The following is a 25,821-nucleotide window of genomic DNA, read 5'->3' on the forward strand; positions in this document are numbered from 1 at the left end:
GGGCAACATGGAAAATTATATACAAAATATAGCGTTAATAAATCAGTATCTAAATAAAACACTTTCAAAAACTGATATTCAAAATTTTGAGTACCTTTTAAAAACCGATTCAAATTTTAATACGCTTTACGATGAGCATAAAACATTTTTAGAAGGCTTAAAGCGTCAGCAATTAAAAACGGAAATTGTAAATGCGAAACGATCCTACTTGAAAAGTAAACTGTTTAAGTTTATTGGCGTTTCAATTGTTGTTTTAACAGTTGTAGTAGTAGCTTATGTTTTAATTTCAAATCAATCACAGCAACCAATTCATAATAACAATCAGGAAAATAACAGTATAATAATTGATAGTGTTTCAAATAAGGCATCACTTAAACGTAACGATTCCATAGTTTTAAAAGATTCAATATTCTCTAAAAAAGAAATTGTAGTTGAAGGTCAAAAAACTTTAAAAAACATTGAAATTTCATTTACAAAACCACCACAAAAACTTAAAATAAACACTCAAAAAGACACAGTTATAGTTTGTAATGAAGGCACAAAGTTGGATATAAAAGCCAACTCATTTATCGATGGTAATGGTAGCCTCATAAAAGGAATTATTGATTTAAATGTTACCGAATATTATAAACTCTCTGATATGCTTTTGGCAAATCTTAGTACCACTTCTGATGGAAAACCATTAGAAACTGGAGGCATGTTAAACATTAAAGCTTTTAAAGGAGACGAGCTTTTACAATTAAAGAAAAGCATTGAAATTTCATTTCCAACTTCAAATAAAAAAGAAGGGATGCAACTCTTTTCTGGCGAATGGAAAAATGAAAATGTTAATTGGAAACTTGCAAAAAATGAAATACTGGTTGATTCAATAAAAGCTATCGGAGTAGAAGAAAATATAGAAGTTCCTTTTGCTATAGTAGAAGAAGTCCCAATATTTCCTGGCTGTGAAGAAGGGAATAATATGCAAAAGAAAAATTGTTTTAGTGCTGCTATACAAAAACATGTACAAAGGAATTTTGATGTTAATGTTGCAGCAAGCCTAGGTTTTGAAGGTAGACAACGTGTTAATACAATTTTTAAAATAGACGAAAATGGTAATGTTTTTGCCGTCCAATCTAGAGCATCACACCCAACAATTGAAGCAGAAGCAAATCGGGTTATGGCATTATTGCCAAAAATGAAACCTGGTTTACAACGTGGTAAAGCTGTTACGGTTCCGTATTCGTTACCCATTATTTTTACCGTTTCAGATAACGCTAAGATTTTTAAAGTAAGCGTTCCACAGAATAGTAAAATAGAAATGGATACTGTTTATGATTATATAAGGGGAGACACGGAATTTATAAGACGTGTAATGCATGACAATAATTTTGCTGTAGATTCTGCATTTATTAAAAAATGGAAAACGTGGAAAGAGAAAAGGTTGATTAGAATTATTGGAGATAAGGATGTTAAGGTAGTTATAAGAAAACCTTTGTTTGATATGGAAAACACAAGATTTAAAATACTAGAAGATGATTCAATAAGTAGAGGTGGCCATATTATAAGAAAGGTTTGGGATGAATCTCAGGTATCAACCACATCTAAGATTATGAGACTTGTTCCTAAACCAAAAATTATTGTTGGAGATGAATTAGTAACCGAAGAGACATTACAAAAGCGCTTAGATAATCCTAATGAAAATATTGCTATTACAACAAAAGATGTTAATAATTATGCCATGAGAATTTTAGATTTAGGTTGGATTAATTTAGATAGATTTGTAAGATATGGCAATGTTGTAGATTATAAAATTAAAGTTAAAAACAGAAACGGAAGTGCAAAAGTAAGTATGGTGTTTAAATCGTTAAGTTCCATTTTACCAAGTAAAAATATAAAAGGATATTTCAGTTTTGGAAAAGTTGTAAATGAAGAGGAAGTTACACTAGTGGCTATTAAAAAACAAAATCAAAAATTGTATTTGGATGTTATTGATACCAACACTAAAGCGAGCCAAAATATTGAGTTTAATTTTAAAGAAGTGAGTTTACAGGAATTGAAAAATGAATTACAGAAACTGAACAAGCTATTTTAGCCTCTATAATTCACATCAATATAATCAATAGCCTCTTGTTGAGAAAAAACAGCAAACTTTTTATAGCGGTTATGTAAATCTACAATTTCATCGAGTCCTTTTTGTACTAGCGGTTTGTTTTCTCATGTATTGAGGTGAGCAACTAAAGTTTTAAGGCAACCTTGTTTATACGCTATTTGGCCGATAACTTGGATTAATACCAATTCAATTATGTAACTAAAGGGAAACAAGTTTTTTCATATTAAGTTTTAAAATAGCCAAGTAAATGCTTTTTTAAAAGAGTTATATTTTACAATTTAACCACGTTGTACTTTAAAGAAACACCTTTTACAATAGCATAAAAAATGCCTTTTTAGTAGTGTAATTAGCATCTGTATACTAACAAAAATTAATCGCTAAATTTTATTGTAGATTGTTCTTTTTTAACGGTCAATTTAATAGTACGCCCTAAAATTAATGCACGATTATCATTTTCGTGTCCTGCAGGCATACCAAATGCAATCGGGAAATCGTAATTAGCAAGGGCATCTAAAATAAGTTGCTCAATTGAGGTGCCCCAAGGGGTTGTGTTTTTTCTGATGTTACTCATGTCTCCTACAATAACACCTTTACAATTATCAAAATATCCAGCACGTTTTAAACTTTGCAGCATACGGTCGATATGATATTTATATTCTCCAATTTCTTCAATAAATAATATTTTATCAGAAGTATCAATACTAGTTTTAGAACCCAACATGGTGTGTAATAAAGTTAAATTACCACCAACTAGTATGCCAGAGCTATTACCAGTTTTATTATACTCAAAACCTTCTAAGGTATAGCTTAAAGATTTTCCAAAAATAGCATTTTTAAAGCTTGAAATAGTTTCCTTTATTTCATTTAAATCGTCTTGCATGCTCGTGCACATCATAGCGTGTAGACTCTCAAAACCTTCATTATGAAATTGATTGTGTAAAGCCGTAATATCAGAATAGCCAATCAACCACTTGGGGTGCTTTTTAAATTTTGTATAATCCAGTTTGCCTAATATTCTAACCGTACCGTAACCACCACGAGCACACCAAATAGCACTTATTTTAGGGTCGTCTAATGCTTTTTGAAAATCTTCGCAACGCTCATTATCAGTTCCTGCAAAATGATTAGCTTGGTTAAAAACGTTTTTTCCAACAATGGTATGTAATCCCCAACTTTTAAGAAGTGCCCGAGCTTGATTTATAACGTCTTGTTTGTTTTTTAAAATACCTGAAGGTGCAACTATAGCAACTGTGTCTCCAGCTTTTAAATAAGGAGGCTGTATTAGTTTATTTGATGTTGAATCTTGTGCAAAAATAGACTCATTTCCAAGTAAAGAAATTACACAACTTAAAGCGATGATTAAAATATGTTTTGTCATAATGTAAATGTACATTTTTTTAATGAAACTCAAGTTATAGAAGCCGAAAGGCATACTAAAACTTGTAAGTTGAATTAATCTCGAATTTATTTCGGGATCTCATATTGATTGGTATTTTAGATTAGCACATTTTTTTTCTAAATCGTAGCCAAAATGCGTACTTTTACGGCTTCAAAAAATATGTCATTCTGAGCAAAGCATGAGAATCTATTTAATTTAATCTCCTGCTCATGAGATTGTCACAGTGCTTAACTTCTTAGTAATGATGTATAATTTGCCCCCTCGAGCGCAGTCGAGAGTTTTTTTATTTAGGTTCGACTGCGCTCGACCTGACAACAGTATATAAAAAAGATGAATCAACCAAAACGACATACCATTACCGCGGCACTACCTTATACAAACGGGTCAATTCATATTGGGCATTTAGCAGGTGTTTATGTTCCAGCCGATATTTATGCACGTTATTTGCGTTTAACAGGAAACGATGTGCTGTTTATTTGTGGAAGCGACGAACATGGTGTGCCTATTACTATTAAAGCAAAAGCCGAAGGGGTTTCTCCGCAAGATATTGTAGATAAATACCACGCTATAATTAAAAAATCTTTTGAAGAATTTGGAATTACTTTCGATAATTATTCGCGAACATCGGCTAAAATTCATCATGATACAGCATCAGAGTTTTTCACAACTTTAAATGATAAAGGAGAGTTTATTGAAGAAACCACCAAGCAATTGTTTGATGAAGAAGCCAACCAATTTTTAGCAGATCGTTTTGTTGTAGGAACTTGCCCAAAATGTGGAAATGAAGAAAGCTATGGTGACCAATGTGAAAATTGCGGAACCAGTCATAATGCGACCGATTTAATAAATCCTAAATCAGCCATAACAGGTAATGTGCCAACGTTAAAGCAAACGAAACACTGGTTTTTACCTTTAGACAAGCATGAAGATTTTTTAAAAGAATGGATTTTAAAAGGACACAAAAGAGATTGGAAACCTAATGTTTACGGTCAAGTAAAATCGTGGATTGATGATGGTTTACGTCCAAGAGCAGTAACACGTGATTTAGACTGGGGTATTCCAGTTCCAGCCAAAGGTGGCGAAGGGAAAGTGTTGTACGTTTGGTTTGATGCACCTATTGGTTATATATCTTCCACAAAAGAATGGGCAGCTCGCGAAGGAAAAGACTGGAAGCCTTATTGGAAAGACAAAAACACTAAACTAGTACATTTTATAGGAAAAGATAATATTGTATTTCATTGCATTATTTTTCCAGCGATGTTAAAAAGTGAAGGCTCATATATTTTACCAGAAAATGTACCAGCAAACGAATTTTTAAATTTAGAAGGTAATAAATTATCAACCTCTAAAAATTGGGCAGTTTGGTTAACAGAGTATCTGCAAGAATTTCCAAATCAACAAGATGTGTTGCGCTATGTTTTAACCGCAAATGCTCCAGAAACAAAGGATAACGATTTTACTTGGAAAGATTTTCAAGCACGAAATAACAACGAATTGGTGGCAATTTTCGGTAACTTTATTAATCGTGTTGTAGTGCTAACCAATAAATATTATAACGGAGTTGTACCCGAGCCAAGTGAATTTAATAAAATAGATGAAGAAACTTTAGCGGCGGTAAAAGCATATCCAGATGTTATAGCGAGTTCTATTGAGCGTTACAGATTTAGGGAAGCTTCTCAAGAACTTATGAATTTAGCGCGATTAGGCAATAAATATCTAGCTGATGAAGAGCCATGGAAGATAATTAAAGTTGATGAAGCTCGAACACAAACCATTATGTATGTGGCACTTCAAATAGCATCAGCTTTAGCGACTTTATGCGAGCCGTTTTTACCGTTTACTTCTATTAAGTTAAAAAACATTCTTAATGTCACGTCGAGCGTAGTCGAGACATCTTGGAACGACATCAAATCAAAAAACATCCTAATTCCTGAGGGACATCAAATAGGAAAGGCGGAATTGTTGTTCTCTAAAATTGAAGATGACACCATTCAAAAACAATTAGATAAATTAGAAGCTAGTAAAAAAGCAAATCAAATAGCAAATGCAACTGTCGACCCACAAAAAGACACCATTACTTTTGAAGATTTTACTAAATTAGATATGCGAGTGGGGACCATTTTAGAAGCCGAAAAAATGCCAAAAACCAAAAAGCTACTAAAGCTTAAAGTTGATACAGGTATTGATGTGCGTACAATAGTTTCTGGAATAGCCGAAAGCTTTACTGCGGATGAAGTTATTGGAAAAAAAGTAACGGTATTAGTTAATTTAGCTCCAAGAGCTTTGCGAGGTGTTGAAAGCCAAGGCATGATTTTAATGACCGAAACTCTTGATGGGAAGTTGGTATTTGTTAATCCAGACTCTAGTTTTGAGATAAAAAACGGTTTGTCTATCAGTTAAATTCTTGTTAAAAAAAGTTTCTAAAAGGAAAAATATCTCGCTTATAAAAGATTGAGAGCTAGATAGGTGTGCCTTCATTTTCACAAATATTAAAGCTTTCATAATCTGTAACAATACGAAAAATCTAATCTGTTAGGTCATTCTAATTCGTATATAATCATAAAGCAACTAATTAAAAATGATAATATGAAACGAATTATGTTACTACTTATAGCCGTTTCCGTGCTTTCTTGTGGCACATCTAAAACGGTTAGAGATTCAAAAAAAGTAATTAAAGGAAACTGGGTATTAAACAACATCAGTTATAGCGCATCAGGCACATACAATGTTACTCTGTTAAACGATGCTTCAAAAGATTGTTTTGAGGGTAGCACGTGGAGTTTTGTTCCTAATAACAACACGGGTACATACAGCATAGAAAAAGCTGGTTGTTCTAATGGAATGCGTTATTTTAATTTCACCATTCAAGAAGTAGATCCCGAAACGGGACTTTACGATTTTTTATTAAAGCCTACTAACCAGAAAGGAAAATCTGATACTAGTCAGGGTTTTCGTCTTAAGTTAGCAGCATTGTCCGATACCAATATGCAATGGCAACAAACCGTTAATGTTGAAGGTAGCCCTTTTACCATTAATATGAATTTTACAAAACAATAAAAGTTTTTCTAGAACCTAATGAAATAGAACTTATTTAAGGAATAGGAAAAGCTAAAAAATAAAATATTAAACAGATGAAAACATTAATACAAAAAACAGGAATTATAGCATTTACAGGATTATTAGCAGTTAGCTTAACCCAATGTAAGGCAATACAAAATGCAAACAATAAACAAAAGGGCGCAGTAATTGGCGCAACTGGAGGGGCTATTTTGGGAGCCATAATAGGTAATAATGTAGGTAAAGGAGGTAATGGAGAATTAGGTGCTGTAATTGGAGGTGTTGTTGGTGGTACTGCCGGCGTGCTTATTGGTAATAAAATGGATAAGCAAGCCCAAAAAATTGAAGAAGAAATTCCAGGAGCAAAAGTTGAGAGAGTTGATAACGGTATAGTTGTAACTTTTGATGAATCTAGTGGTGTTTATTTTGCAACAAATAAATACAATATCAATACGGCATCGCAACAAACGTTGAATAAATTAATTGGCGTATTTAAAGAATATCAAGATACTAATATTTTAGTAGTTGGGCATACAGATAACACAGGCGATGCAGATTACAATATGGCACTGTCTAAAAATAGAGCTTATGCTGTAACCAATTATTTAACAAATAATGGTATTTCTGGAGGTAGGCTAACTACCAATTGGTTTGGAGAGACACAGCCCAAGCATGATAATTCTACTGTAGAAGGAAGAGCAAAAAACAGACGTGTAAATGTGGCGATACTGCCTAATGAAAAAATGATTGAAGAAGCCAAGAAACAAGCAGGACAATAATCTTTTTTTGATTGGTTGATGTTTATTAAAGGACTACTCCAAATATTTTTGAATAGTCGTTTAGTTTTTTATATCAATTGATTATTGTGTGAAATCAGATTATTTATACCAATAAAAAAATTATTGCCGCAGAAAAAGAGAATACAAAAGCATTGTTTTCAGATATAAAAACAAACCAAGTTTTTGCTCAACGGTATTCTAATTTTTATTAAGGTTTGGACCTTAATATTTATTTACACCTTATAATTTATTAACTTTACAATAAGCAAAGTTTTGTAAAACGTATTTAGTTGTATTATAATTTTTATAGCGTTTAGATGAATAACACCATAAAAACAGGCGTTTTATCTTTTGGAATGTCTGGAAGCTTATTTCATTGTCCTTTTTTAGAGGTGCATTCTGGATTTGATTTATTTGCTATAGTTGAAAGAACCAAAAAAAAAGCACATCTTACTTATCCAAATGTAATTAGTTATAATTCTGTTGAAGAATTACTAAAAGACACAAATATTGAGTTGGTTGTTGTTAACACACCAAGTGCTACACATTTTGATTTAGCATTAAAGGCAATTCAGGCCAATAAACACGTTTTAGTAGAAAAACCATTTACTGTTAATTTCTTAGAAGCAAAAACCCTTTTTAAAGAGGCTAAAAAAAGAAATGTTTTTGTTATGCCATTTCAAAATCGTCGATTTGACAGTGATTTTTTATCCGTTAAACATGTTGTAGAGTCGAAAAAATTGGGAGATTTAATTGAAGTCCACTTTCGTTATGATAGGTATTCATATAAAATTAACACCAATGCTTCAAAAGAAAACCCTGTACCAGGTAATGGGGTAATGTATAATTTAGGGTCGCATTTACTTGATGCAGCTATTGCTTTGTTTGGGATGCCTTTAGAATGGAAAAACGTAAAATTAGGCCTTCGACCTAACACACAAATTGATGACTATGCGCTTGTTCATCTCAAATACCCAAAAGGATTACAAGTATTTATAACAGCCAATTTATTAGTGGCAGATGCACAACCTTCATTCGTTTTACATGGTGTAAAAGGCTCTTATGTAAAAGAACGAACTGATGTTCAAGAAGATCAATTAAAAGCAGGAATAAAACCAGATAACCAAATATTTGGCATAGAAAAAGCAAATAAAGAAGGTTTACTCACTACTATTGAAAATAATATTAAGAAACAAGAAAAGATAGCATCAAAAAAATCATCTTACTTGAATATTTTTGAAGCTGTTTATCAAACCGTCAGAAATCATAAACCATTTGTGGTAACCGAGTCTGATATTATTAAACAAGTTGAAATTTTAGAAAGTTGATTTTATTTTCTTATGTATTAGTTTTCTAAAAAAAAAGAAGAGTTTCATTGTATTTAAATCAAAAGATTATTGCTATTACACAATAACAATAATTTAACTTTTTAGGGCTCACATAAATTTTCAGGGGATTAGGTAAAAAGTTTTTCCATTCTAAAGAGGAAGAATTTGGTGTCCACGACACCTCTTTGATTAGCTCTGAAGAGTTTTATTTTTGAGTTGAAAGATTCGCATTTGCATGCTTTTTTGCTCTAGTAAATCATAGTTTTCTTCACTGCCATAACCTGCATCTGCGGTGAGGTAATCGGGAAGCGTTTCATACTGATACTCATAAGATGCTATATGAGGTTTTAAAGTATGTATATCGTTAGTGGTTTGATGTATGCTGTAATGGATAACAAATTGAGACTCTGAACTGATTTGCACATTATAGCCTGGTTTAAGCAGGCCGTTAAGCATGAGATCTTCTTTCATGCGCATAAAAGTGGCATCAGGATCAGTTTTGCTTTAACTGTTGCGCCCTGCAAGTACCTTTTCTTGCTGCTCGTACTTTTCAAGGTTAGCTGGAAAATTCTTTTCAATATAGTGTGCTTTGGCTTTTTGTTTGCTTCTTGCCTTTGGATTGCCTTTAAGTATTTTGTTAATCTTTGCAGCAGTTTTGGTTACTTTATCTTTCTCTATTTACTTAAAGTCTGGTGGCGTAGGGTCTTTGTCTTCTACATTGGCTATGCTCTGGGCATATTGCCAAAGTTTTTCCAACTGCTTAGACATTTCTCTGTACGGGTTTTAATAGCATTACACCATACAAAAGTATATCTGCCCGCCATGGATTCTATCTTAGTGCCATCGGTATAAACTTTCTTAAGGGTTACCAAGCCTTCATCGGCTAATAATAACACGACTTGCTTTAAAATATCCTTAAAAATGGTTTTGAGTTTGTTACTTCGAAAACGAGCAATAGTATTATGGTCGGCAACTTGATTAGCCGATAACCACATGTAATTGATATTCTCGCGTATGGCTTTTTCTATTTTACGTGAAGAATAGGTGTTATCCATGTAGGCATAAACCATAATCTTGAGCATCATCTTTGGGTGATAACTAGGCTTACCTTCTCTATGGTATTGATTAATCAATAAATCAAGGTTAAGCTGCTCAATAACTCCGTTAACCACACGTACAGGATGCTCGCTAGGAATAAGTTCTTCAATACTAGGTGGAAAAAGCCAATTTTGCTACTGATTGTAGTTTTTAAAATTAGTATTCATATGTCTGATATTCAATATATAAGACACAAAAGATCATGCACATAATCATTGTTTTTTTAACAAAAAAAAGCTGCCTCGATTTTGAGACAGCTTCTTTTAATATCTAAACATAGTAATAATTACCTATTCATAGTCTTCATTTGTTCCACAAAAGTATCCAAATCAACACCATTGCTAATAAGCGTTAAAGCCTTATCAACTATATATTTTACGTTTACTGCATGAAAACCAAGACCAACCCCAATTTTCTTTAAAAGCATCATTTCAGGTTCGCCTTTAATGGTATCAACATGTATCATACGTACCAAATCATATAAACGCTCCAAACGTTGGTCGTAAGATACAGGAGGGTTAATAGGGTGGGATTGATAATTTTTTAAAATCAACTTATAATCTTCATTACTAATATTTAAGTTTTTAGCTAATCTATCCAAAAACTTCTTTTCATCATCGGTAATTACACCATCGGCCATAGCCACACGAACAATGGCAGCAAAATGACTTTCATTACGTTTTTTAAAACCACTATCAAATAAATCTGAAATCGACATATATTCTTGTTTTTTTAAGTGCACAAATATAGTTTTATTAAAACATTTTATCAATATCTATTGAACAAAAATTTTATATTTGCCTAAACCTAAAATAACGTGAGTAAATCCATCCTCTCGCAAACCTATACACAGACTTTACAAATGCAAAGTCTGCAAAATACTATTACCCAAACTGGAACAAAACTACATTTAAAAGGACTTGTAGGATCATCTTTTTCCTTCGTTATTTCAAGTGTTTTTAAGCAAGCCGATAAACCGTTTTTAATTGTTTTTAATGATAAGGAAGAAGCTGCACATTACCTAAACGATTTAGAGCAGTTGTGTAATGATAAAAATGTATTGTTTTACCCAGGTAGTTATCGCAGACCTTACCAAATTGAAGAAACCGATAATGCTAACGTATTGCTGCGAGCAGAGGTTTTAAACCGTATAAACTCACAAAAAAAGCCAGCGATTATTGTTACTTATCCCGATGCGCTTTTTGAGAAAGTAGTAACAAGAAAAGAGCTAGAACGCAATACTTTAAAAATATCTATTAACGATAAAATATCTATAGATTTTGTAAACGAAGTTTTGTTTGAATATCAGTTTAAACGTGTCGATTTTGTTACCGAACCAGGTGAGTTTTCTGTGCGAGGTGGTATTGTAGATGTATTTTCCTTTTCACACGATGAACCTTACCGCATTGAGTTTTTTGGCGATGAGGTTGATAGTATTAGAACTTTTGATGTAGAAACACAACTCTCTGTCGAACAGATAAAAAAAATAAATATAATACCCAATGTCGCCAATAAATTTTTAGAAGAAAAACGGCAGAGTTTTTTAAAATATATAGCTCAAAAAACAATAGTATGTTTTAAAAATGCAGATTTGTTTTTTTCAAGAATTGACGATTTTTATAAGAAAGCAGAAGAGGCTTTTAAAGAACTCTCGTCAGATTTAAAACATGCTGAGCCTAACGCGCTTTTTTCTAATTCAAACCTATTAAAAAAACAATTATTAGACTTTACAATAATTGAGTTTGGGACTGATGCTTATTTTAAGCATCACCCTGAACTTGTTTCAAGGTCTCATGATGTGATTCTGAAACAAGTTCAGAATGGCGAAATATCTTTCAATACCACCCCACAACCATCATTCAATAAACAATTCAATCTTTTAATTGAAGATTTAAATAGTAATCATAAAAAAGGTTACACGAATTACATTGCTTGCATTAGTGAGCAGCAAGCCAAACGATTCCATGATATTTTTGATGATTCTAATCTCGATGTTAAGCAATATCAAACCATAATTTTATCGTTACACCAAGGCTTTATAGATCATGATAATAAAATGGTTTGCTATACTGACCATCAAATTTTTGAACGGTATCATAAATTTCATCTTAAAAATGGATATGCGAAAAAGCAAGCTATCACTTTAAAAGAACTTACTAGTTTAGATATTGGCGATTATGTTACCCATATCGACCATGGTATTGGACGTTTTGGCGGACTCCAAAAAATTGATGTTGAAGGCAAAAAACAAGAGGCTATAAAATTGATTTATGGAGAACGCGATGTGTTGTATTTAAGTATACATTCCTTACATAAAATAACTAAGTTTAATGGTAAGGACGGTAAACCACCAAAAATTTACAAACTTGGTAGTAAAGCTTGGAAAACTTTAAAGCAAAAAACTAAAGCGCGTGTAAAGCATATTGCTTTTAACTTGATAAAACTTTACGCTAAACGAAAAACACAAAAAGGCTATCAGTACAACCCAGATAGTTATATGCAGCACGAATTGGAAGCCTCTTTTATTTATGAAGACACACCAGACCAAAGTACAGCTACTGCAGATATTAAAGCCGATATGGAAAGCGAGCGACCAATGGATAGGTTGGTTTGTGGTGATGTTGGTTTTGGTAAAACCGAAGTTGCCATTAGAGCTGCCTTTAAAGCCGTAGACAATGGCAAACAAGTTGCTATTTTGGTGCCAACAACAATTTTGGCGTATCAGCATTCAAGAACATTTAAACAACGTTTAAAAGATTTTCCAGTTACAGTAGATTATGTGAATCGATTTAGAACTGCTAAAGAAAAGCGAGAGACTTTAAAAGGTTTAGAAAATGGACAAGTAGATATTATAATTGGTACACATCAGCTGGTTAATAAAAATGTAAAGTTTAAAGATTTAGGACTTTTAATAGTTGACGAAGAGCAAAAATTTGGCGTAGCCGTAAAAGAAAAACTAAAGACTTTAAAGGAAAATGTTGATGTATTAACACTAACAGCAACACCAATTCCTCGCACATTACAATTTAGTTTAATGGCCGCCCGAGATTTATCGGTAATAACAACGCCACCACCAAATCGTTACCCAATTGAAAGTCATGTTATCCGGTTTAACGAAGAAACTATTCGTGATGCGGTTAGTTACGAGATTCAACGTGGTGGACAAATATTTTTTATTCATAACCGAATTGAAAACATAAAAGAAGTTGCTGGCATGCTTCAGCGTTTAGTGCCAGATGCTAAAATTGGAATTGGTCACGGGCAAATGGAGGGCAAAAAACTAGAGCAACTTATGTTGCAATTTATGAATGGAGAATTTGATGTTTTAGTAAGCACTACAATTGTTGAAAGTGGGCTCGACGTACCAAATGCAAACACTATTTTTATAAATAACGCCAATAATTTCGGGCTTAGCGATTTGCACCAAATGCGCGGTCGTGTTGGGAGAAGTAACAGAAAAGCCTTCTGTTATTTTATAACGCCAGAGTATTCAGCTATGACAGATGATGCTAGAAAACGTATCGCCGCTTTAGAGCAATTTACAGCGTTAGGGAGCGGCTTTAATATTGCCATGAAAGATTTAGAAATTCGTGGTGCTGGCGATTTATTAGGTGGCGAACAAAGCGGATTTATAAATGAAATAGGATTTGATACCTATCAAAAAATACTAAATGAAGCCATTGAAGAACTTAAAGAAAAAGAGTTTAAAGATTTATATAATGATAATGAAGAAGATAAAATTTATGTAAAAGAAGTAACCATTGATACAGATTTTGAATTGTTATTCCCAGATGATTACGTCAATAATATTACAGAACGATTAAACTTGTACACAAAGCTTAATAGTATTAAAACAGAAGAAGAATTACAAAAATTTGAAACCGAATTAATTGACCGTTTTGGAGAATTGCCAACACAAGTGACCGATTTGCTAAATAGTGTCCAAATAAAGTGGATTGCTACCAAATTAGGTTTCGAAAAAATAATAATGAAAAATGGAAAGTTTGTTGGATACTTTATTAACGATCAACAAAGCAAGTTTTATCAAAGTAAGAATTTTACAAAATTACTTAAGTTTGTACAAACAAATGCCAATATTTGTAATATGAAAGAGAAACAAACCCGAAATGGTTTAAGGTTATTACTTACTTTTGAAAATATTAAATCAGTTGAAAAAGCATTGAATATATTGCAGCCAATTATGGCTTAATTATTGTTTTATAAAAAATTAAATTAAACTCATGTTAAAACAAATTGTTGCCTTAGCGGTTTTATTACCAAGTATTTTTTTTGGGCAACACACTATTAAAGGCACATTTTCTCCTGCAGAAGATTACAATATCGCACTACTATATAAAGTAACACCAACCCTTTCAGAGTATGTTACTAATGCTGAAATTAAAGAAGGAATTCTTGAGCTTAAATTAGACTCTACAGTTACAAAAGGGATGTATAGAATAGTTTATGCTGTTCCTCAAGAGGATTATAATTTTGATATTATTTATAACGGAAAAGAAGATGTTGAGTTTACATTTAATTCTGAAACAGGAGTTGATTTTTTAGCTTCCGCCGAAAATAAATTGTTGGCATCATATACCAATAGCATGTCTATAATAACCCATAGTATTGGTAATTTTTATAGAGAAAAAAGTGAAGATACACTAGCCTTAAAATCTATTTTTAAAACCCAGCACGAAGCACAATCTAATTATGAAAATCTAGCTAAAGAAACTATTGCACTACAATTTATTAAAGCAAACAAACCCTATATTCCTGAAACATTTGAGCATGTAAAAACTTATGCAAACAATTTAAAGACTCATTATTTTGATTATGTAGATTTTAATAATGAAGTACTACAAAGCTCCAATTTTTTTGAAGAGCGCATGTTAAATTACGTGTTTGGGATGTCGGATGAAAATGAAGATGAAATCACAAATTATAAAAACAATATCAATGTTTTTTGTGAAGCTATGAAGGATGCGCCACTAGAAACCAAACGTGTTTTATTAGTAGATTTGTGGCAACAAATGGCAGATTTGGGGTTTGAAAATGTAGCCAACTATATTTCTGAAAAACATTTAATTGAAGTTGCAAAAAAGCTAGATGATAATAAATTAATTGATGGGCTAATTTTATTTAAAAATATTTCTATAGGAAACAAAGCACCTGATTTTTCTTTTGAAATTACTATAAACAAAAAAACTATCTCAAAAAAATTAAGTGAGTTAGATTTAGCTAAAAACTATATAGTTGTATTTTGGAGTAGTGGTTGCCCACATTGTTTAGATGAAATACCTCAACTACAAACATTCTTAAAAACACTAGAACCAGAACATGTAAAAGTAATAGCTGTAGGTTTAGAAGAAGAGCCCTATAAATGGAAAAGCCTTACTTACGATTTTCCTGAATTTATCCACGTTTATGGCGAAGGAAAATGGGATAACCCTATAGGAGATAATTATGGTGTAACAGCAACACCAACATACTTTGTTTTAAATACTGATAAAGAAATTATTGCAAAACCAGAAAATTTTGATGCCCTAAAACTTTACTTCGAATCTAAAGAATAGTGTGTGTTATAATCGATAACTATTAATCATTATAAAACTTTAGTTTATGAGCTTTAGCAAACGTTTCAAGTATATTTGAAATTTCAGGATTTTCTTCAATCACATTTGTCGTTTCATAAGCATCTTGTTCCATATTAAATAAAGACAAAGGCATCTCTAAATTTTTATATTTTCCTGCGGCTCCATCATTACCAGGCTCAACTAAAGTTCTGTAATTATGATCCAAATGTAATTTCCATTTGCCATCACCACTCATTACACTTTCAAAATGCTTTCCTGTAGAAAATGCATAATATTCATGCGGATTTTTAGCTTCAGGTTTTCCTGAAATAAGACCCCACACATTTTTTCCGTCAATGTCTCTTTTAGGTAAATGTACTTCTGTTAAACTACAAAGTGTTGGTAATAAATCAATTGAAACAAATAATTTATCCGACTTGTTATTTGCTTTTAACTTTTTAGGGTATTTAATAATACAGGCCGATCGTGTTCCGCCTTCAAAAGAGGTTGCTTTGGCTTCTCGAAAAGGTGTTTTTCCTGCATGATTTCCATAAGCAATCCATGGGCCATTATCAGAAGTAAAGATTACAATGGTATTTTCTTCTAAACCGTTTTTCTTTAAAGCTTTGGTAATTTGGCCAACCGACCAATCTAGTTCCATAATAACATCGCCATAAACGCCTTTACCAGATTTACCTTCAAATGCTTTGCTTGTAAAAATAGGTACATGAGGCATTGAATGCGGAACATACAATAAAAAAGGGTTTTTATTATTTCTATTTATAAAATCTACAGCATGCTCTGTATACCATTTAGTTAAGTTTTTTTGTTCATCAAAACCAACATCCTCTATAATAACCTCTCCATTTTTCCAGAATTTTATAGGGAATTGCCCCCAATATTCAGGAGCCTCAGGGTGGTGTTTCCACATATCGTTAGAGTACATTAAACCACAAGACTCATCAAAACCTCTGGCATGAGGACGCGTTTCTGGCTGGTCGCCACAATGCCATTTTCCAAAAATGGCTGTTTTATATCCTGCTTCTTTAAACACTTCGCCCATGGTAGGAAAAGTAGTTTCTAAACCTCTAGCGTTTGGTCCATGGGCTCCAAATACTTTAGTTCTACCAGGATAACAACCTGTTAATAATGCAGAACGCGAGGCAGAACAAATGGCTTGCGGAACATGAAAATTGGTGAATATGGTGCCCTCATTAGCTAATTTTTGAACATTTGGTGTTGGCACATCAGATTTTGCAAAAGGACTAAAATCTGCAAAACCAGAATCATCTAAAAATACAATTACAATATTTGGTTTTTTATCTTTTTTAGCTGTTGATTTGGTATTGTCTTTTTTATTAGAAGGCTTACACGAGATAATAACTAATACTAAGCAGAGTAATAATTTTAATAAAGATTGTTTAGTTTTCATAGTGTATTTTTTAAAAATGATAAAAGGCATTTTCTAAATGCTCAATTATAAAATTATCATTTTCTTTTACAATGGCAATAATATCAAATCTTGCTTCTACATCTAAATCATTTGCTGTAATATATTCATCAACAGCTTTTACTAAGCGTTGAATTTGTTTTGGTTTTACAAAATCTTGCGGATCTCCAAAATCTATAGTCGATCGTGTTTTTACTTCAATAATAGCAAGAATATCTTGTTTTTTAGCAATAATATCAACTTCGGCTTTATCAAAACGGTAATTGCGTTCAATAATCTCGTATCCATTTTTCAATAAAAAATCGACTGCAAGTTGTTCGCCTTTTTTACCAAGTTCGTTGTGTTGTGCCATGTTACTTTTACCCCCTAAACAAAAAGAAATCGTCTTTCATATGTTCTATTTTAGCATCTTCATTGGTAATAATATAATCGATAGCCTGAGATGTAAAATCGTCTCCTTTTTCAGTTAAAGACACAATGCTATTTTCAATCGAAATCATATTATTTTTTAAAGCTAAATCTAAAACAGTTTTAGAGCGTACTTTTTGCCAATTTATATGTTCGTTTAAATGATTTACATGACGTTCTTCCTCTTCGTTATGATTTTTTAAATGTAGTAAAAAAGTTAACAAAGATACTTCTGTTCGCTGTTGTTTTTCTCTGTATAAAACAGCAATTATGCCTTTACTAGGGGCAAATAAATAGACTGCTAAAAACAAAAGCCCTAGCATAGTTGTGATAGAACCAGCAATAGAAGCATCGAGCCAATGCGCTAACCAATAACCAGAAATAGCACTAAATATGCCAAATATTATAGCAAGAGCGAGCATCTTTTTTAAGTTGGTTGTTAAAAGATACGCGGTTGCAGCAGGCGCAATCATGAGTGCAACTACCAAAATTGCACCAACAGCATCAAAAGCACCAACAGTTGTAACTGATGAAACCGACATTAATCCGTAATGCATAATGGCTGGTGAAAAGCCAAGTGAAGCTGCTAAACCAGCATCAAAAGTGCTTACTTTTAATTCTTTAAAAAAAGCAATTAATAGTGTAATTGTAATTATTAAAATAGTTCCAATAATCCATAACGATTTTGGACCAACATTAACTCCAGCAATTAACAGTCTATCAAAGGGTGCAAAAGCCAATTCGCCTAATAAAACGGCATCGACGTCTAAGTGCACATCGTTGGCATTTTTAGCAATCATAATAACACCAATACTAAATAAAGCAGGAAATACCAATCCAATGGCTGTGTCTTCTTTTACTAATCCTGTTTTTTGAATATATTCTACTAAAACTACCGTAATAATACCTGCTAATGCCGCTAGTAAAATAAGTAGAGGAGAATTAAGGTCGTGCGTAATAAAGAAACCAATTACAATTCCTGGTAAAATGGAATGGCTAATGGCATCGCTTATCATGGCCATTTTGCGTAATACTAAAAACGTACCTGGAATTGCGCAAGCAACAGCAACCAAACTAGCAATGATTTGTATTTCTATTTGAGCACTATTCATTAGCTTGTTGGTTATATAAATTTGATGCAGTTTTAAAGCCTTCTTCAGTTAAACTCCACATATTTCCATCTAAGGTTACGTAATTTTTTTTCACTAATTTTTGGAGAGTACTTTTTGTGTAGCCTTGAAAATTATTTAAGATTTTAATGGCATGTGGATGCGAAATATTCTCATGCGTTTCTGCAATACCGTACATAAATGCTAATGTTTTATGAAGTTGTAAATCGCGTCTGTTTTTTATAAAACGGATTTGTTTAAATAGTAATCCGCGGTTTGGAGAAAATATAAATGAAAACACTACAAAAACAGCAGCCACCAGAACAATTACGGGTCCAGTTGATAAGTTGTTTTGGCTCGCACTAATTGCAGTTCCAAAAACACCTGAAAAAGCACCAAATAAAGCTGCCAGAAAAACCATGACACTCAAGCTGTTTGTCCATTGTCTTGCAGCAGCAGCAGGTGCTAATAACATCGCACTCATTAAAACAACACCAACAGTTTGTAAGCCTAAAACAATGGCTAAAACAATAAATGAGGTAATTAAGATATCGATAAACTTAGTGTTGAACCCTAAGGTTTTTGTGTAATCTGCATCAAACAAAAGGATTTTAAATTCTTTCCAAAAAAGGAATAATACGAATAAGCAAACTCCTGTAACAATTGCCATCATCCAAACATCACTTTCTACTAATGTTGCAGCTTGACCAAACAAGTACTTATCTAATCCTGCTTGATTCGCATTAGGTTGTTTTTGAATAAATGTGAGTAATAGCATGCCAAACCCGAAAAATAAAGATAGAATTAAACCTAATGCAGTATCAGATTTTAAGTGAGTTTTTGTTATGATACCACGAATCCAAAAAGTTCCAATTAAACCACTTATCAAAGCTCCTAAAAGAAGCGTATTGCTGTCTTTTGCCCCGGTAATTAAAAAAGCAATGGCAATTCCTGGTAAAGCGGCATGCGAAATAGCATCACCCAAGAGACTTTGTTTTCTAAGTACAGCAAAACTACCAAGCATACCAGTTACAGTTCCAAGAATTGCTGTTCCTAGTGTAATTGTTCTTAAGGTATAATCTGTAAAAACAAGCTGTATGTATTCTGTTAAGTCTATAATAGTTAGATTAAATTAATAAAAATAGTTGCTAAAATTAATGCCATAATAAGTCCAGACCATTTAAATGCACCAGCCTTTTTTGGTATAACTTTTCCAATGTTTTTATGCCAATTGATAAAAAGGTTAAATAAATAAGCCCTTTTATTACTTGTGATAAACCATATAATGTAATTAATACTTCGAAGCCTTTCCAAATAAAATTAAATGCTAAAATAATAGAACCCATTGCTAAAGGAATTAAAGCATTGATAATATTTCTAGCATTGTTTTTAGAATGTAAAAACTCAAAAAAATCAACCCAGATTTTTGGACGTATAAAATGAGACAAACCGACCACAAATAGATTTATTGCTACAAATACCTGTATCGATTGAATGCTATCCATTATTCCTGTATACTTACTTTATAATTAATGCCGTATGTTTTGGTTAAGTTATCATCATTAAAAATATCTTTAACTGGTCCTGTTGCAATTTTCTTTACATTTAAAAAAGTAACCCAATCAAAATATTCTGGAACAGTTTGTAAATCATGGTGTACAACAATAACCGTTTTTCCAGCTTTTCGCAGTTCTTTTAAAATATTAATAATGGCTATTTCGGTTGTGGCATCAACACCTTGAAAAGGTTCATCCATAAAATAAATAGAGGCGTTTTGTACCAAAGCACGGGCTAAAAATATGCGTTGCTGTTGTCCACCAGAAAGCTGACTTATTTGTCTGTTTTTAAAAGCTAGCATACCTACTTTTTCTAAAGCTTCAAGTGCTGCTTTTTTTTCTTTTTGTTTTGGACGTTTTATCCAGCCTAAACTGCCATAGGTTCCCATCATTACAACATCCAAAGCGGTTGTAGGGAAATCCCAATCTACACTTCCTTTTTGAGGCACGTAGGCTACTAATTTACGTTGTTCTTCATAAGGTTTTTTGTAAATACTAACACTACCTGCAATAGGCTTTAAAATGCCTAAAATAGCTTTTATTAATGTTGATTTACCTGCGCCATTTGGCCCTACAATGGCCATAAGTACACCTTCGGGAATTTCTAAATCAATATCCCAAAGTACGGGTTTATAATTGTAGGCTACAGTTAAGTCATCTACTTGTACTGCTATTACTCCTGCGGAGGCAGGAGTCTTATAAATAGAATTACTGTCTCTTATATTTTTCTTTAGTTCTTTTTCCATTTTAAAATTCAACTATCTTTGATGAGATTCCTGCGAAAGCAGGAATTATTTTAAAGCACTTACAATAGTATTTACATTATATTCAAACATGCCAATATAAGTGCCTTCAACTGTGCCATCATCCCCTAATGCATCAGAATAAAGGGTGCCTCCAATTTTTATATTATGTCCTTTAGAGTTTACAGCGGCTTGTAACGCTTCAATAGTTCGTTTTGGCACAGAACTTTCAACAAAAATAGCTTTTACATCTTTTTCAATAATAAACGCTGCTAATTTTTGAACATCCTGAACACCAGCTTCAGTCGCTGTTGATAAACCTTGTAATCCAACCACCTCAAAATCGTAACTTTTTCCAAAATAATTAAAGGCGTCATGTGCTGTTACTAATATTCTTTTTTCTTTTGGAAGTGTTTCAATAATGTTTTTTATTTTATTTTGAAGCGCATCTAGTTTTTCTAAATATTGCTTTTCATTTTCTTTATAATTGTTAGCATTTTTAGGGTCTTTTTCAGATAGTACTAAAGTTACTTTTTTAGCAAATTGCTTGAAGTAGGCAATGTTAAACCAAACATGCGGATCGTAATTAGATGCGAAATAGTCTGAGCCAATTAACGTGCTTTTATCAATTTCTTCAGCTAAAGCAATTGGTGTTTTCGTCTTGCTTTTCATTTTTTCAAAAACTTCAACTAATTTGCCTTCAAGATGTAATCCGTTATAAAAAATAATGTCTGCATTTACTAATTTTGTAACATCGCCTTCACTGGCTTTGTAAAGATGCGGATCAACGCCGCTTCCCATTAAACCTTCAACTTTTATATAATCTCCACCAATGGTTTTAACCAAATCTGTAATCATGGTTGTTGTGGTAATAATATTTAGTTTCTCATTTTCTTTTTTATCGGTTTTACAACCAAAAAATAGTGTTATAATTATAAGTGTTATAAGTTTTTTTTTCATCTTTTCGAAATTATTTTTTTCTTACTCTATAACTAAAACCTAGACCAAATAATAAATCTTGTCCTTCTGTAATACTTGTTCCAAAATAAGTGTCTAACTGTAAATCATCATTCACCAAATAGGTAAAACCAGCGTCCCAATAGTGATTTGCTGATGAGTCTTCAGGCAAATCGCCATACAATTCTGCATACACACCAAATTTTTCGCTTAAGCTATAGCCATAAGCTACTGTATATATTGCTGCTGCTTCAGGTGAGTCGTCCCCCCATTGTGCCCCAATGTTATAGCCTAAACTAGATTTTTCGCTTAAGGTATGAGATAACGATAATCTAAAATCTACACCTGTGTACTCAGGTCGATAATCAGCCGATGCACTAAATATTGGAAATACATGACCGATTAATGCAATTTCTGGCATGCATCCATTTTCTTCGGCGATGTCTATTTTCATACCCAATAATAATGGTGATAATCCACTCATTACATTATTAAGTTTATTGCCATTTACTTTAGTTACACCTTCAACAAAATCCCAACCTAATCGTAATTCTAAGTTGTCTAGAATTCCATAGCGAATAAGCATGGTGTTGAATGTATAATCTTCAGATTTAATATTATTTGCTTCAAAGGATTCATATAATCCTCCAGTTTCAAATTGTAAAATCCCTTTGCCAACTGTAGATGAAGCTTCAGTTGCATCTGGTCTATCAGTTACTATAGTACCAAGTTCATTTGTTTCTTGAGCAAATGAAAAAGTTGAGGTAAGCAATATTATGCCTAAAAGTAAATTGTTGTTAGTTAGTTTCATTAACATAGATGTTTTTTGTAAAATCTTCGTTTAAAAGAATGGTGTTATTGTTAATTAATATTTGAATCATTTTATTTTTGCTAAACTGTTTTGTAACTGCTACTGAGTTGCCGTATTTTAGACCGTTTTGAGCACAAAAATCGAAGAACTCTTTATCATCACTCATTAATCGAGAAATGATATAAGTTTTACCTTCTTGAGTATTTGATAAAGAAATAGAGGTGTCTTTAGTAGTAATTTTACCATCTGAATTAGGTATTGGGTCTCCATGCGGATCGAACTTAGGGTTACCTAAGTATTCACTGATTTTATCGGCTAAAAAGTCGGATGTTTGATGTTCTAATAATTCTGATTCTCTATGAATTTCGTGTAGAGACATATCGAACATTCTAAAGAGTAATGATTCCCAAAGCCGATGTTTCCGTACTACATTAAGTGCCATTTTTGTGCCTTTTTCAGTAAGCCTTAATTCTTGGTATTTCTCATAATGTAGCAAGTCTTTAGTTGCTAGCTTTTTAGCCATATCAGTAGCTGCGGCATTAGATATGCCAAGTTTTTTTGCAATATTACCTGGTTTAGTATCATTGCTATCGTTCTTATCGTTTTTGTAAATGGCTTTTACAAAATTTTCTATCGCTATAGACATTTATCGTTTATTTAATAAAATATTTAAGTAAGCTTAAATATTGTTCAAATATAACTAAAAAAATTAATTAGAAGTTTTTTTCGACTAATTTGATTTGTAAAAATGTAGATCTCAGATCAATCCTGTCCTAAATAATTTTCAGGATTTATAAAACTAATGATTTTATTGACTTAGTAAACTACAAAACACATTTTTAAAAAAAGAACCTCTAGCTGCATAATATCTCAATTAACTGTCCAGTTTTATTGTAAGTCCACCAATGCTTCAGCGAATCTTTAATGCTAAAATTAAAGCCTTTAGAGCGCAGTTTAGAGGTGTTAAAAATGTAGAGTTCTTCCTTTTTAGATTAACTAGAATTTTTGCTTAAACACAACAATTTGTCTTGGTCCTATTTATAAGTCAAATTAACACCAGCAAAAAAAAGACCTTACATTTCTGTAAAGCCTTTCTCTTATTAAGCTCCTCTTCTTGGGCTCGAACCAAGGACCCTCTGATTAACAGTCAGATGCTCTAACCAACTGAGCTAAAGAGGAAGGTTATTTTCGCTTAAGCGAGCGCAAATATAGATATATTTTTATTTACTACAAACTTAATAATTAAAAAAATTTAATCAAAAATAGCTTTATAAATATCGTTACCATTTGCAAATAAAACTAAAGCTATTAATATAAAGACACCTATCATTTGAGCATACTCCATAAACTTATCTCCTGGTTTTCTGCCAGAAACCATTTCGTATAATAAAAACATGACATGTCCTCCATCTAAAGCTGGTATTGGTAGTAGGTTTAAAACACCTAACATAATAGATAAAAATGCTGTTAAGTACCAAAAGGCTTGCCAATTCCATGTTGGAGGAAACATATTACCAATTGCGGCAAATCCACCAATTTGTGTTGCTCCTTTTTTGGTAAAAATATATTTAAACTGTGCTAAATAATCTTTTATCTCCCAATATCCTTGGCTAATTCCACCTGTTATACTTTCAGAAAGGGTGTACTCTTTGTCATAATATTTAACATATGTTGAATCTGTTTTTTTGGAAACAATACCAACTTTATTGTCCTCATTTGGCTTAATTTTTATATCTAAAAGGCTATTGTTTCTTTCTATCTTTAAGTTTATAATAGAATCTGTCCTATTTTTTATGCCATATGTAAAGTCTGAAAAGTAATTAACTGGTTGCCCATTTATTTCAACAATCTTGTCTTTTACTTGTAAACCAGATTTTGCAGCAGGAAATTCAGAAGCTACAGAATCTACTTCAAAAGGGAAACGCGGCTCTAAAGCAGGTATGTCACCAGCTTCAAAAAGTTGCGTGCCTATATCTTCAGGAAGTTTTATTTCTTCAACAGAACCATTAGGATGCTCTACTTTAATATTATCTACATCCCGAAACATTAAATACTTGTTAATAGGAATTGTTATATCTTCAATCGATTCATTATTTATAGAAATAATTTTATCACCTTGCTGAAAACCATAGTTTTCTAACGTTTTAGTAACACCATAACCATATTTTACACTATCCTTTGTTATGTAACTTGTACCCCAAACAGATAACATTATAATAAACAAAACAATTGCTAATATAAAGTTAACCGTAACGCCACCCAACATAATTATTAAACGTTGCCACGCAGGTTTAGAACGAAACTCCCAAGGCTGAGGCTCTTGTGCCATTTGTTCGGTATCCATACTTTCGTCAATCATTCCCGAAATTTTTACGTAGCCTCCTAAAGGTAACCAGCCAATACCATAAACAGTCTCGCCTATTTTCTTTTTGAATAGTGAAAATTTTACATCAAAAAATAAATAAAATTTTTCTACGCGTGTTTTAAATAGTTTTGCTGGTATAAAATGTCCTAGTTCATGTAGAACAACTAAAATGGAGAGGCTTAATAATAATTGACCAGCTTTTATTAAAAATACAGACATGTATTACGTTTTTTTTATAATCGCACAAAAGTAAGCTTTTAAACCAAGTTTGAAAAATCAATTTTTGAATGCTGTAATATTTAACACGATTTTAAGTTTAAGTAAAACTTAATACCTAAAATTTTTTAGTCGTGAATCTTTCATCGTATTTTTGTACTCTATCAGTTTTAATTACTTTCAATGCTTTCATTTTTTAAAGACTACAAAGGGTTTGCCATTGTTTTTGCCATTATTTCAATCATTATAATTGCAATTATTTACAATACGCTAAATGTTTACAAACCACTAACTATTTACCAGCCCGCTAATTTTGAACCTAAATTAGTCGATAGCACCAAACAACATGTAAAAAAATATCATAAAATAGCTGATTTTAGTTTGCTAAATCAAAATGGCGATACTATTTCTCAAAAAAATTATACCAATAAAATTTATGTAGCAGATTTCTTTTTTACAACTTGCCAAAGTATTTGTCCTATTATGACGGATAATATGGTACGCATTCAAAACGAAATTTTAAATGACAATGATATCATGCTACTTTCACATACGGTTACTCCAGAAATTGATTCGGTTGAACAATTAAAACGTTATGCAAAATTAAAAGGGGTTATCGATAGTAAGTGGAATTTGGCAACAGGCGATCGAGAACAAATATATAATTTAGCTAGGAAATCTTATTTAGTTGTTGAGGATGATCCACAGAATAAATATGGAATGATTCATACAGAAAACTTTGCTTTAATAGATAAAGAAAAACGGATTAGGGGTATTTATAATGGAATTAGTTCAACAGCAATTGATTCTTTGTTAAAAGACATAGAACACCTAAAAAAAGAATACAACAAATAGTTTTATATCAACAATTTTTTTAGCC

At 32.2% G+C, this 25,821-nt stretch carries 22 protein-coding genes and 1 tRNA gene; 8 read left to right on the top strand and 15 right to left on the bottom strand.

Features of this window, described 5'->3' with window-relative positions; all coding sequences use genetic code 11:
- Positions 1–7 precede the first annotated feature (7 nt).
- Positions 8–2,074: an energy transducer TonB gene (locus tag L3X37_RS00840; RefSeq protein WP_237238273.1), complete on the top strand. Its 2,067-nt coding sequence runs from the start codon at positions 8–10 to the stop codon at positions 2,072–2,074.
- 388 nt (positions 2,075–2,462) lie between these two features.
- On the opposite strand, the gene L3X37_RS00845 is transcribed toward L3X37_RS00840, so the two are convergent.
- On the bottom strand, positions 2,463–3,470 hold the full coding sequence (locus L3X37_RS00845) for a S66 peptidase family protein (RefSeq protein ID WP_237238274.1): 1,008 nt from the start codon (positions 3,468–3,470) through the stop codon (positions 2,463–2,465).
- Positions 3,471–3,821: 351 nt separating this feature from the next.
- Here L3X37_RS00845 and metG point away from each other — a divergent pair, with 351 nt between their 5' ends.
- The 4 genes from metG to L3X37_RS00865 all read left to right on the top strand — a co-directional run bounded on the left by metG (position 3,822) and on the right by L3X37_RS00865 (position 8,655).
- Entirely contained in the window at positions 3,822–5,891 is a 2,070-nt protein-coding gene (gene metG / locus L3X37_RS00850; protein WP_237238275.1) for a methionine--tRNA ligase, read from the top strand.
- 186 nt (positions 5,892–6,077) lie between these two features.
- Positions 6,078–6,548 carry a lipocalin family protein gene (locus L3X37_RS00855; protein ID WP_237238276.1) on the top strand — a complete coding sequence of 157 codons (471 nt, stop codon included), beginning with the start codon at positions 6,078–6,080 and terminating at the stop codon, positions 6,546–6,548.
- Between the two features lie 74 nt (positions 6,549–6,622).
- Positions 6,623–7,327 (top strand): YiaD family glycine zipper/OmpA-like lipoprotein, encoded by a 705-nt coding sequence (locus tag L3X37_RS00860; protein ID WP_237238277.1) that lies wholly within the window; start codon positions 6,623–6,625, stop codon positions 7,325–7,327.
- 317 nt (positions 7,328–7,644) lie between these two features.
- Positions 7,645–8,655: a Gfo/Idh/MocA family oxidoreductase gene (locus L3X37_RS00865; protein ID WP_237238278.1), complete on the top strand. Its 1,011-nt coding sequence runs from the start codon at positions 7,645–7,647 to the stop codon at positions 8,653–8,655.
- 189 nt (positions 8,656–8,844) lie between these two features.
- On the opposite strand, the gene L3X37_RS00875 is transcribed toward L3X37_RS00865, so the two are convergent.
- The 3 genes from L3X37_RS00875 to L3X37_RS00885 all read right to left on the bottom strand — a co-directional run bounded on the left by L3X37_RS00875 (position 8,845) and on the right by L3X37_RS00885 (position 10,471).
- Positions 8,845–9,111 carry a transposase gene (locus tag L3X37_RS00875; protein WP_237238279.1) on the bottom strand — a complete coding sequence of 89 codons (267 nt, stop codon included), beginning with the start codon at positions 9,109–9,111 and terminating at the stop codon, positions 8,845–8,847.
- 266 nt (positions 9,112–9,377) lie between these two features.
- Positions 9,378–9,827, bottom strand: coding sequence for a transposase (locus L3X37_RS00880; protein ID WP_237238280.1), 450 nt, complete (start codon positions 9,825–9,827; stop codon positions 9,378–9,380).
- A gap of 212 nt (positions 9,828–10,039) precedes the next feature.
- On the bottom strand, positions 10,040–10,471 hold the full coding sequence (locus tag L3X37_RS00885; RefSeq protein WP_237238397.1) for a tellurite resistance TerB family protein: 432 nt from the start codon (positions 10,469–10,471) through the stop codon (positions 10,040–10,042).
- 99 nt (positions 10,472–10,570) lie between these two features.
- Between L3X37_RS00885 and mfd the strand changes: the two genes are divergently transcribed.
- Together mfd and L3X37_RS00895 are read left to right on the top strand one after the other, a co-directional pair.
- Positions 10,571–13,963 (top strand): transcription-repair coupling factor, encoded by a 3,393-nt coding sequence (gene mfd / locus L3X37_RS00890; protein WP_237238281.1) that lies wholly within the window; start codon positions 10,571–10,573, stop codon positions 13,961–13,963.
- Between the two features lie 31 nt (positions 13,964–13,994).
- Positions 13,995–15,326 (top strand): TlpA family protein disulfide reductase, encoded by a 1,332-nt coding sequence (locus tag L3X37_RS00895; protein WP_237238282.1) that lies wholly within the window; start codon positions 13,995–13,997, stop codon positions 15,324–15,326.
- A gap of 22 nt (positions 15,327–15,348) precedes the next feature.
- On the opposite strand, the gene L3X37_RS00900 is transcribed toward L3X37_RS00895, so the two are convergent.
- The 11 genes from L3X37_RS00900 to rseP form a co-directional block, all read right to left on the bottom strand.
- Positions 15,349–16,758, bottom strand: coding sequence for a sulfatase family protein (locus L3X37_RS00900; protein WP_237238283.1), 1,410 nt, complete (start codon positions 16,756–16,758; stop codon positions 15,349–15,351).
- A 10-nt stretch (positions 16,759–16,768) separates the two neighbouring features.
- Complete coding sequence (locus L3X37_RS00905) at positions 16,769–17,128, bottom strand: YraN family protein (protein WP_237238284.1); 360 nt, start codon at positions 17,126–17,128, stop codon at positions 16,769–16,771.
- Positions 17,129–17,135: 7 nt separating this feature from the next.
- On the bottom strand, positions 17,136–18,296 hold the full coding sequence (locus L3X37_RS00910; protein ID WP_237238285.1) for a metal ABC transporter permease: 1,161 nt from the start codon (positions 18,294–18,296) through the stop codon (positions 17,136–17,138).
- A complete protein-coding gene (locus L3X37_RS00915; protein WP_237238398.1) occupies positions 18,289–19,410 on the bottom strand; it encodes a metal ABC transporter permease in 1,122 nt (373 codons plus the stop codon). The genes L3X37_RS00910 and L3X37_RS00915 overlap by 8 nt, the downstream gene beginning before the upstream one ends.
- Before the next feature lie 37 nt (positions 19,411–19,447).
- Positions 19,448–19,798, bottom strand: coding sequence for a hypothetical protein (locus L3X37_RS00920; RefSeq protein ID WP_237238286.1), 351 nt, complete (start codon positions 19,796–19,798; stop codon positions 19,448–19,450).
- Positions 19,798–20,595: a metal ABC transporter ATP-binding protein gene (locus L3X37_RS00925; protein WP_237238287.1), complete on the bottom strand. Its 798-nt coding sequence runs from the start codon at positions 20,593–20,595 to the stop codon at positions 19,798–19,800. The genes L3X37_RS00920 and L3X37_RS00925 overlap by 1 nt, the downstream gene beginning before the upstream one ends.
- 45 nt (positions 20,596–20,640) lie before the next feature.
- Positions 20,641–21,552: a metal ABC transporter solute-binding protein, Zn/Mn family gene (locus L3X37_RS00930; RefSeq protein WP_237238288.1), complete on the bottom strand. Its 912-nt coding sequence runs from the start codon at positions 21,550–21,552 to the stop codon at positions 20,641–20,643.
- Positions 21,553–21,562: 10 nt separating this feature from the next.
- Positions 21,563–22,360 carry a transporter gene (locus tag L3X37_RS00935; protein WP_237238289.1) on the bottom strand — a complete coding sequence of 266 codons (798 nt, stop codon included), beginning with the start codon at positions 22,358–22,360 and terminating at the stop codon, positions 21,563–21,565.
- Positions 22,347–23,006, bottom strand: a complete 660-nt coding sequence (locus L3X37_RS00940; protein WP_237238290.1) for a metal-dependent transcriptional regulator — start codon at positions 23,004–23,006, stop codon at positions 22,347–22,349. The genes L3X37_RS00935 and L3X37_RS00940 overlap by 14 nt, the downstream gene beginning before the upstream one ends.
- Positions 23,007–23,465: 459 nt before the next feature.
- Positions 23,466–23,539 (bottom strand) — tRNA-Asn (locus L3X37_RS00945).
- Positions 23,540–23,612: 73 nt separating this feature from the next.
- Positions 23,613–24,944: an RIP metalloprotease RseP gene (rseP, locus tag L3X37_RS00950; protein WP_237238291.1), complete on the bottom strand. Its 1,332-nt coding sequence runs from the start codon at positions 24,942–24,944 to the stop codon at positions 23,613–23,615.
- Positions 24,945–25,124: 180 nt separating this feature from the next.
- On the opposite strand from rseP, the gene L3X37_RS00955 reads away from it, so the two are divergent.
- Entirely contained in the window at positions 25,125–25,796 is a 672-nt protein-coding gene (locus L3X37_RS00955) for an SCO family protein (protein WP_237238292.1), read from the top strand.
- The last annotated feature ends 25 nt before the right edge of the window (positions 25,797–25,821 follow it).

It is taken from the genome of Wocania arenilitoris (genome assembly GCF_021728535.1).
GTDB lineage: Bacteria > Bacteroidota > Bacteroidia > Flavobacteriales > Flavobacteriaceae > Wocania_A > Wocania_A arenilitoris.